The sequence below is a fragment of the Ensifer sp. ZNC0028 genome (assembly GCF_000799055.1).
Classification (GTDB): domain Bacteria; phylum Pseudomonadota; class Alphaproteobacteria; order Rhizobiales; family Rhizobiaceae; genus Ensifer.
Genome location: NZ_JTLA01000117.1, coordinates 1 through 8,500 on the forward strand (window position 1 = coordinate 1; position 8,500 = coordinate 8,500).

General features: G+C 62.7%; 7 protein-coding genes. 1 reads left to right on the forward strand and 6 read right to left on the reverse strand.

Annotated features, from left to right (window positions below):
• The 5 genes from L981_RS26665 to L981_RS26685 all read right to left on the reverse strand — a co-directional run.
• Positions 1–637, reverse strand: a 637-nt coding sequence (locus L981_RS26665; protein WP_043623540.1) for an ATP-binding cassette domain-containing protein, incomplete at its 3' end; no start/stop codon positions are given.
• 12 nt (positions 638–649) lie between these two features.
• The gene (locus L981_RS26670; RefSeq protein WP_371258910.1) at positions 650–1,765 is read right to left on the reverse strand and encodes an ABC transporter permease; all 1,116 of its coding nucleotides are present in this window, start codon (positions 1,763–1,765) and stop codon (positions 650–652) included.
• A gap of 8 nt (positions 1,766–1,773) precedes the next feature.
• Positions 1,774–2,784, reverse strand: a complete 1,011-nt coding sequence (locus L981_RS26675; protein ID WP_043623545.1) for an ABC transporter permease — start codon at positions 2,782–2,784, stop codon at positions 1,774–1,776.
• A 66-nt stretch (positions 2,785–2,850) separates the two neighbouring features.
• Entirely contained in the window at positions 2,851–4,935 is a 2,085-nt protein-coding gene (locus L981_RS26680) for an ABC transporter substrate-binding protein (protein WP_043623548.1), read from the reverse strand.
• Between the two features lie 111 nt (positions 4,936–5,046).
• A complete protein-coding gene (locus tag L981_RS26685) occupies positions 5,047–6,510 on the reverse strand; it encodes an alpha-glucosidase/alpha-galactosidase (RefSeq protein ID WP_043623551.1) in 1,464 nt (487 codons plus the stop codon).
• Between the two features lie 188 nt (positions 6,511–6,698).
• Here L981_RS26685 and L981_RS26690 point away from each other — a divergent pair, with 188 nt between their 5' ends.
• On the forward strand, positions 6,699–7,640 hold the full coding sequence (locus L981_RS26690) for an AraC family transcriptional regulator (RefSeq protein WP_043623554.1): 942 nt from the start codon (positions 6,699–6,701) through the stop codon (positions 7,638–7,640).
• A gap of 12 nt (positions 7,641–7,652) precedes the next feature.
• Here L981_RS26690 and L981_RS26695 read toward each other — a convergent pair whose 3' ends face one another.
• Positions 7,653–8,150: an EVE domain-containing protein gene (locus L981_RS26695; RefSeq protein WP_197067199.1), complete on the reverse strand. Its 498-nt coding sequence runs from the start codon at positions 8,148–8,150 to the stop codon at positions 7,653–7,655.
• Positions 8,151–8,500: the final 350 nt, after the last annotated feature.

Consider the following 8,500-nt stretch of genomic DNA (forward strand, 5'->3'; position numbering starts at 1 on the left):
GCACGGTGACGTCGAGCGCCGTCGTCGGCTCGTCGGCGATCAGCACATCCGGATCGTTGGCGAGCGCCATGGCAATCATCACCCGCTGACGCTGGCCGCCGGAGAGCTGGTGCGGATACTGGTTGATGCGAAGCTCGGGATCCGGGATCTTCACATGGCGCAGCAGTTCGAGCGCGCGCTCGGTTGCCGCACGGCGGCTCATCCGGCGATGCGCCCGGATTGCCTCGATGATCTGCGTGCCGACCGTATAGACCGGGTTCAGCGAGCTCATCGGCTCCTGGAAGATCATCGCCAGGCGGTTGCCGCGCAAGCTCCGCCGTTCGCGCGGCGAGAACTTCAGCACGTCCTTGCCGTCATACTCGATGCGCGATTGGGTGGCGATCGTCGCGCGCTTGGACAAGAGCCCCATGACGCTACGCGCGGTGACCGACTTGCCCGAGCCGGACTCGCCGACGATGGCGATGGTCTCGCCGCGGTAGAGTTGGAAGGACACGTCCTTCACCGCGTCTACCGTGCCATGCTCGACCTTGAAACGAACCGCGACATTGCGGGCGTCGATGACCGGCCGGCCATCGCGTTCGGCAAGGTCCCTGCGCGCGGAAGGCGCGGCGGTGAGGACGTCGATTGCTTCAGACATGATGCGTCCTCCTCAATAGGGATCGATAGCGTCGCGCAGGCCGTCGCCAAGGGCATTGAAGGCGAAGACGGTGACAAGCACGAAGGCGACGGGCGACAGGATCCACGGATAGGACCCGATGACGGAATAGGTGGAGGTGTCCTGTAGCATCAGCCCCCAGGAAATGAGCGGCGGCTTGACCGCAAAGCCGAGGAAGCCGAGGAAGGATTCAAGCAGCACCACCTGCGGGATCGACAGTGTGACGGCGACGATCACGTGGCTCATCACGTTCGGCAGGATGTGCTGGAAGATGATGCGCCGGTCGCTGGCACCGACGGCGATCGCCGCCCGCACATAGTCGATGCGGGCAAGAGCCAGCGTCTTGCCGCGCACCTCTCGCGACATCTGCGCCCAGCCGAGCGCCGACATGACGATGATGACGAAGGCGAGAAAGACATTGGTCGGCGCCGTCACCGGGATCAACGAGGTCAGCGCCAGGTAGAGCGGCAGTTGCGGAAAGGCGAGCACCAGCTCGACGAAGCGCTGCGTCCAGACGTCGAAGCGGCCGCCGAAATAACCGGACGCCATGCCGACGGTGGTGCCGACGACGGTGACGATCGAGACGACGATCAGCGCGATCATCAGCGAGATGCGCGATCCGACGAGAATGCGCGACAGCACATCGCGGCCGAACTTGTCGGTGCCGAGCAGATGCACCGGCGAGGCATCGACCGCGCCGAAGAAATGCCGTTCGGCCGGGATCAGGCCGAAGAGGCGATAGGGCGCGCCCTTGACGAAGAAGCCGAGGATCTGCGGGTTGTCGTAGTCCGGGCCGATGATCGGCTGGAAGGTGATCGGGTCAAGCTCGGTGCCTTCACTGAGCGGGTAGCTGCGCGGCGAGAAGACGAAATTGCCGTCCTTGTCGGCAAAGCTGATCGCCTGCGGTGGCGCAAAGGCGACACCCGTCGCCTTCGGGTCGACCGGCGACAGGAAGTCGGCGAAGACCGCCATGAAGATCAGCAGGCCGACGAGGACGAGGCCGAGCATGCCGGTCCAGGACCGCTTCAGCCGGCGCCAGACGAGCGCCTGGTAGCTTTCGTTGTGATGTTCCTGCCGGGGTTCGGCGGCGAGCGGAATGGTCGTTTGCATCTCGGCGGTCATGCGTGGGCTCCTCCGAGACGCACGCGCGGATCGAGCGCGGCCAGCAGCATGTCGGCGATGATGTTGCCGAGGATAAGGGTTGCCGACAGCACCAGCATGAAGGTGGCGGTGACATAGACGTCGCCCACCCACATCGAGCCGACAATGGCGGGACCGACGGTCGGCAGCGCGAAGATGATTGCCGTCTCGATCTCGCCGGTCAGCATGTAGGGCAGCACGACGCCCTGATACATGATCAGCGGATGGAGCGCGTTCGGGACCGCATGGCGCATGACGACGGCGCCTTCGCTCAAACCCTTCGCCCGGGCGGTTTCGACATACTGGGCGTTGAGCGTGTCGAGCAGATTTCCGCGCATCACCCGCATGTTGTAGGCGAGGCCGCCGAAGGTGGCGATCGCCACGACCGGCCAGACATGTTTGACGAGGTCGACGAACTTGTCCCAGGACCAGGGTGCGCCACCGTAGCGGGCCGAGTGGAACGAGTTGATTTCGCTGACATTGAAATGGAAGACGAGGATATAGACGATGATCAGCGCCATCAGGAAGCGCGGCACCGTCATGCCGAGGAAGGCCACGGTCGAAAGCAGGCTGTCGATCCAGGAATATTGCCGTGTCGCGGCGATGATGCCGAAGGATATGCCGATAATGGACGCCAGGATATGGCAGACGAGCGCCAATGCCAGCGTGCGCGGCAGGCGTTCGCCGACGACATCGGCAACCGGCTTGTTGTAATAGAGGCTGTGTCCGAAATCGCCGCGCGTCAGGATGCCGGTCATCCAGTTGACGTATTGCACAGGCAGCGGCTTATCGAGGCCATGCTCCTTGCGATAGGCCTGCGCCTGGGCTTCGGCCTCCTCGTAGGACGCACCACCCTGGTTGATCAGCTGCGAACGAATGTAATCGCTATAGTCTCCCGGCGGCGCCTGGATGATGGCGAAGGTCGCCACGCTCAAGACAAGCAGCACCGGAATGGCAGAGGCGAGGCGGACAAGCAGAAACCTGAACATGCCGTTTCCTTCTGTCGTTGGGGTGATCGAGCGCTCCTCCGGCCGGTAGCCGGAGGAGCGGTTGCGTTAGTTGCTCAAGCCCTTGTCGCCGGGCTTGCCCGGAAGCTGTTCGGCAAAGAGCTCGAAATCACCCTGCTTGTCCGAGGGGACAAAGAGGCGCTCGCGCATGATCGTGTCTTCGGCCCAGTTGAACATGAAGATCGGCGCGCCCGTCGGCACGTTGGCGAAGCGCTTGTTGATGATCAGCGCGCCCGGATATTCGGTAAGGCCGACCGTATCGAGGTTCGTCGTCGCGACCTTCTGGTACTGCTTCATCAACTCCGCGCGCTCGGCATTGTCGTTTGTGGCGATGAACTTGTTGATGATGTCGACGAGTTCCTGCTCGAAGGGCATCAGGTCAAGCTGTCCGCCTTCCGGTGCACGGTGGTGCCAGCTGGTGCGCGGACCGGCGGCCGCCAACTGCGGCGTGTTTTGCACGACGGAGGCATATTCGGCGGCGTTGCGGTGAACCATCCAGTCGAATTTTCCGGCGTAATTGGTCGCGTCCCGCTGCTTGCCGTCGAGCGAGTTCAGGACCACCCGGAGGCCGAGCTTTTCCATCTGGCCGATCAGGCCTTCGGCGAGGTTGCGGTCGGTCGCGTAGCTGTTGTCGATCAGGAGCACGATCTCCACGTCCTTGCCGCCTGCCTTGCCTTCCGGGAAGTTGACGAAGCCGTTGCCGTCGGTGTCCTTCAGGCCGGCTTTCTCAAGCAGAGCCTTCGCGCCATCAAGATCGAAGGGATAGTAGACGGTCGACTCCCGGTCGTAGAAGCTGGTGCCAGAGGAAAGCCCGCCGGGATAGATCGCGGTGAAGGGGCCCTTCACCAGCGCCTCGCCGAGCTTCTTGCGGTCGACCGCCATGGTCACGGCCTTGCGGAAATCTTCGTTGCGGTTGAGCTCACGCACGGCCTGGGCGCGTTCGTCGGGCTCACCCCAGCCGTTGGCCGAGAAGTTCATGTGCAGATTGTAGCCGATCAGGCGCGGGCCGAAGGCAAGCCGAGCGGGAGCCGTGTCCTGCGCTGCGCGCTTCAGCGATTCGACGAAGTTTTCCGGCTGCTCCAGGTTGGAAAGATCGGCGGAGCCGGCGATTGCCTGCACGTCGCGATCGGCCCAGGTCGAAAGCTTGTAGTGCAGCTCGTTGATATAGGGGAGCTGGTTGCCCGCCTCGTCGACCTTCCAATAGTAGGGATTGCGGCGCAATACGATGATATCGTCGGGGCGATAGGCGACCGGCACCCAGGCGCCCATGACCGGGATGTTCATATACTCCGGCGGGAAGGCATTCTTGTACTGGTCGTAGGTGGTGCCGGCGTATTTCGGATGCTTGGCTTTCAAGATATGCGACGGGCCGGGGCAGAACGTGCCGTAGGCCATGGCATAGAGATGCTGGCGCGGGAACGCCTCCTTGAAGGTCCATTCGACCGTATACTGGTCGATCTTCTTCAGCGTCGTGCCGGCGCCGAAAGTCTCCGGCGTCGCGCCGTTCAGCGGCGTCACGCTCGGGTCGAGCACGTTGTCTTCCCAGTAGAACATCACGTCGTCGGCGTCGAAGAGATCGCCATCCGACCACTTGGCACCCTCGACCAGATGCATCGTCAGCTTGTGGCCGTCAGAAGACCAGTCCCAGCTCCTGGCAAGGTTCGGCAGTGGCTCGACGTCCTTGGCCTCCACCTGGAAGAGCGGCGCCGTACGCGTCAGGCATTCGGACATGCCGATATCGATGCCGCCCCAGCCCTGGCTCTGGCCAGCCGAGTAGTTCCAGCCCTCCGGTCGGCCGCCGATCACGTGACGCAGCGTGTCGCCGTAGACGCCGACGCCGTCGGGCATGTTGCCGGTCTTGAAGACCATCGGTTCCTTCGGCAGGCGCTCGGCGACCGGCGGCAGCTTGCCGGTCTTGACGTATTTCTCGGTAACCCAGGCCGGCTCCTTGTATTCCGGCAGCGCCTTGAATTCGGCGATTGAGTCGCGCGGCACATAGGTAATCTTGCCCTCGGCCGGGAATGCCGGCTGCTGCGGCACGACGGTGGGCTCGGAGGCGGCGGCCTCCAAGGCAAAGGTCGAGATGCCGACAAGCAGCAGGCTCGCCATTTTCGTCAGTCTGTGGCTGGTCATTGGCTCAGATTCTCCCTCTTTCGCCGCGCCGGAACGCGGCCTCCTCCTTGAAAAGTCTGCAGTTCAGGCAGTGCTGCTTGCGTCTCCTCACGCAAGCAGCATTGCAATCGATCAGCCGGCGGCGCGGACCTGGCGCTCGGCGCGCAACTCGTCGAGCGAGCGCACCTGACGCCGCGCGGCGCCGTTCCACTCGCGGGTCTTGACGGTGGCGCGGCCAAGCCGCTCCTTCGCACCGTCGATCGCGTGGGCGTATTGCGGCAACCACTGGCTTTGCGCGACCACCATCTCGTCGACCATCTGCCAGACCTCGTCCGGCGTGCAGATCGCGCCGACCAGCGGATCGTGCAGCATCGCCAGCTTCAGAAGATCGAGATCGCCGGTCACGGCTGCATGGACCGACATGCGCTGGACGTTGATCGAGGAAAGGCAGGTAGCAGCACAGGCCTCAGGAAGGGTGATGCCCGAGACCATGTTGATGCCGAAACGATCGACGAAACCGGGGGATTCGATGATCGCGTCGGCGGGCAGGTTGGTGATCACACCATTGTTCTTGACGTTGAAGTGACCGCGATAGACCCGGCCTGTTTCCACGGCCTCGAGAATATGGCTTGCATGCTCGTTCGAGCGCTTGGCGTGATCGAGCGGCTTTCCGGCCGCTTCCAGGAACTGCGGAAACTCGGTTTCGAACCAGTTGCGCGTCTCGGTCGAATGGCGGAGATAGCCGCCGGTCTCGCCGTGGATCCAGTCCGACATGTCGATCCAGCGGGTAATTTCCTCCGGGCGCTTGCGATACCAGGGAAGATATTCGGAGAGATGGCCGTTGCTCTCGGTCGAATAGACGCCGAAACGCTTCAAGACGTCGATCCGGAGCTTCTCCTGCTTGGAGAACACGGGGTGCGCTTCGAAGGCCGCGACCAGTTCGTCCTTGCCGATCCTGCGGCCCTTGAGCCTGACATCGACGAACCAGGTCTGGTGGTTGATGCCGGAGCAGACGTAGTCGAGTTCGCCCTCGCCAGCGCCAAGGATTTCGGCAATCTGCTCAGCCCCGTGCTGGACACCATGGCAGAGGCCGACCGTATCGACCTTGCCGTATTCGATCGCCGCCCAGGTGTTCATCGCCATCGGGTTGGCATAGTTCAGGAACTTCGCGCCCGGCTCGGCGACAGCGCGGATATCCTTGCAGAAGTCGAGGATGACGGGGATGTTGCGCTGGCCGTAGAGGATGCCACCGGCGCAGATCGTATCGCCGACGCACTGGTCGACGCCGTATTTGAGCGGAATGCGGATGTCGTCGGCATAGGCTTCGAGGCCGCCGACGCGCACGCAGCTGATGATGTAGCGGGCGCCTTCCAGCGCCTTCAACCGGTCGGTGGTTGCCGTCACCTTCGTCGGCAGGCGGTTGACCTCGACGATCCGGTCGAGGATCGCCTTGATCATTTCCAGATTGCGGGCGCTGAGGTCGGTCAGCGCAACCTCGATGTCGCGCAATTCCGGCACGGCGAGAATGTCGGTGAAAAGCTTCTTGGTGAAGCCGATGCTGCCGGCGCCGATGATGGCGATCTTGAACGTTGCCATGCCCTCACTCCTCATGAACTGCATGCATTTCTGACAAAGGGTAAAATCAATTCACGGTTTTTCACCGTCTTCGCGCGCAACTTCGATGCATCCCCTCATTTTCTACGGGCCGAAAGCACTGCCTGTTGCGCTGTTGGCGGTCATTATGTGTATAATCACCGACCCCGCCAGAGCGGTATTGTGCTTTCATGGGTAATTTTATGCTGCAAGATTTGATCGACAACGGCCCGATTATGCGCACGGTTTCGCTGCCGCGGGGACGCCAGAGCCTGCATGCGATGCCGACCAGCACCGGCTATGAAATCCGCAACAATGCGACCTACGACTGGGACGGCAGAAAGCGCGGAAACACGCCCTTCACCGTGCTGCAGCACACGATCGCGGGTGCCGGAAACCTGCGCTACGAAAACCGCAGCTATCGGGTGCGCGGGGGCGAGACGCTGCTGCTGCTGGTGCCGCACAATCATCGCTACTGGCTGGAAGATGGCGGGCGCTGGGAGTTTTTCTGGATCTCGATGAACGGCGACGAGGCGCTGCGCATCCATCGCGCCCTGCTTGCCGTCACCGGCCCGGTCTTGAAGCTGCAACCGGAAACGATCGAGCATCTGGCCGACTGCAGCCTGCGCCTGATCCGCGGCGGCGAGACGCCGGGCCGCGCCTCGGCGATTGCCTACGAGGCGGCGATGGCGCTCTACGACGACGTCTTCGGCTCCCATCCGGTGTTCAGTCATGAGCACAGGACGATGCACCGCGTCGTCGACCACATCATGAACAACCTGCAGAACCCGCTTCCGGTGGAAGAACTGGCGCGCGTGTCGGGCCTGAGCCGGGCGCATTTCTCGCGGGTCTTTGCCGCCAGCGAAGGCATGGCGCCGGCCGAATATGTGCTGCAGAAGCGCTTGCAGCGCGCGGTAAAACTGCTGACGAAGACGGCGAGCCTGCCGGTCAAGGAAGTGGCGATCCTCTCAGGCTTCGAGGATCCCAACTACTTCGCCAAGGTGTTCCGTCGCTCGTTCGGGCTGAGCCCGACCGAATTCAGAACCACAGGCATGTATGCCAGCGTGCCGGCCGGCTCCGTGGAGCAACCGGTCGACACGGGGGAAGAAGCAACGGTGCTGTTGACGGGTTGAGGGCGACGGCGGTCAGCCGGCAAGCTGCTGGCGATAGGCCGACGCTCTCGGGAAAACCATGCCGAGGTCGGCATGCATGGCCCGCGCGATCACGCGGAAATCCCGTTCGCTGATGGAGAGATGGCCGATACGCAGCTTCTGGTCCCAGTTGCGGTTGCCTTCGGCAAATTCCAGACTGTCGAGCCAGGGGCGAACCGGGGCCTCCATGCTGTCGGCCCAGTCGATGTCGCCGCGATGGGGCGCGACACCGCCCATGGCAAAGAAGTAGGGAGGACGCTCCTTGACGACGCCGATGGCGGCAAAACAGGCGAGCCCCGCCCGGCCGTTGAAGGCGGCGTTCGGCGCATAACCGATGAAGCCGTCACCCGCCTTCATGCGCGTCATCGCCTGGACGTTGCCGTAGCCATAGCCAAAGCGCGAGAATCCGTCTTCCGCAGCATGCTGCAGGTCGTCGCCGGAAACCGCGCCGATCCAGAAATTGCGCTCGCCCGACCTGTTTGCTGCACCCATCTGAAACATATCCTGCGCCGACATCTGCAATCCCTCGATCTCTTATCCTGCGACCACTTTACGCGCGACCCCTGCCAGATTCTGTCAGCATCGTTTTGACGGCCCGGCATACCCGTCGAGCTGCGTTTCAGCCCTCTACGCTCCAGAAATCGGTAATCTCAGGGGAAAACGACGGCATGGCACTTTATCTCTTGAAGGAACACGCGCCCGCGGGAAGCGGCGAGAGGTGCGATTAATGGAGTAATCGATTAATCAAATCGCAGTGCCAGCGATGTGTGCGACGACAATGGCGCAATGAAGGCGCCAAAAAGCAAAAGCGCCCGCAGGAGATGCAGGCGCTTGGCAATTCT

Excerpts from the sequence above, each read along its gene's own strand:
- L981_RS26670 (WP_371258910.1), bottom strand. The coding sequence starts at position 1,765 with ATGCAAACGACCATTCCGCTCGCCGCCGAACCCCGGCAGGAACATCAC.
- L981_RS26675 (WP_043623545.1), bottom strand. The coding sequence starts at position 2,784 with ATGTTCAGGTTTCTGCTTGTCCGCCTCGCCTCTGCCATTCCGGTGCTG.
- L981_RS26680 (WP_043623548.1), bottom strand. The coding sequence starts at position 4,935 with ATGACCAGCCACAGACTGACGAAAATGGCGAGCCTGCTGCTTGTCGGC.
- L981_RS26685 (WP_043623551.1), bottom strand. The coding sequence starts at position 6,510 with ATGGCAACGTTCAAGATCGCCATCATCGGCGCCGGCAGCATCGGCTTC.
- L981_RS26690 (WP_043623554.1), top strand. The coding sequence starts at position 6,699 with ATGGGTAATTTTATGCTGCAAGATTTGATCGACAACGGCCCGATTATG.
- L981_RS26695 (WP_197067199.1), bottom strand. The coding sequence starts at position 8,150 with ATGGGTGCAGCAAACAGGTCGGGCGAGCGCAATTTCTGGATCGGCGCG.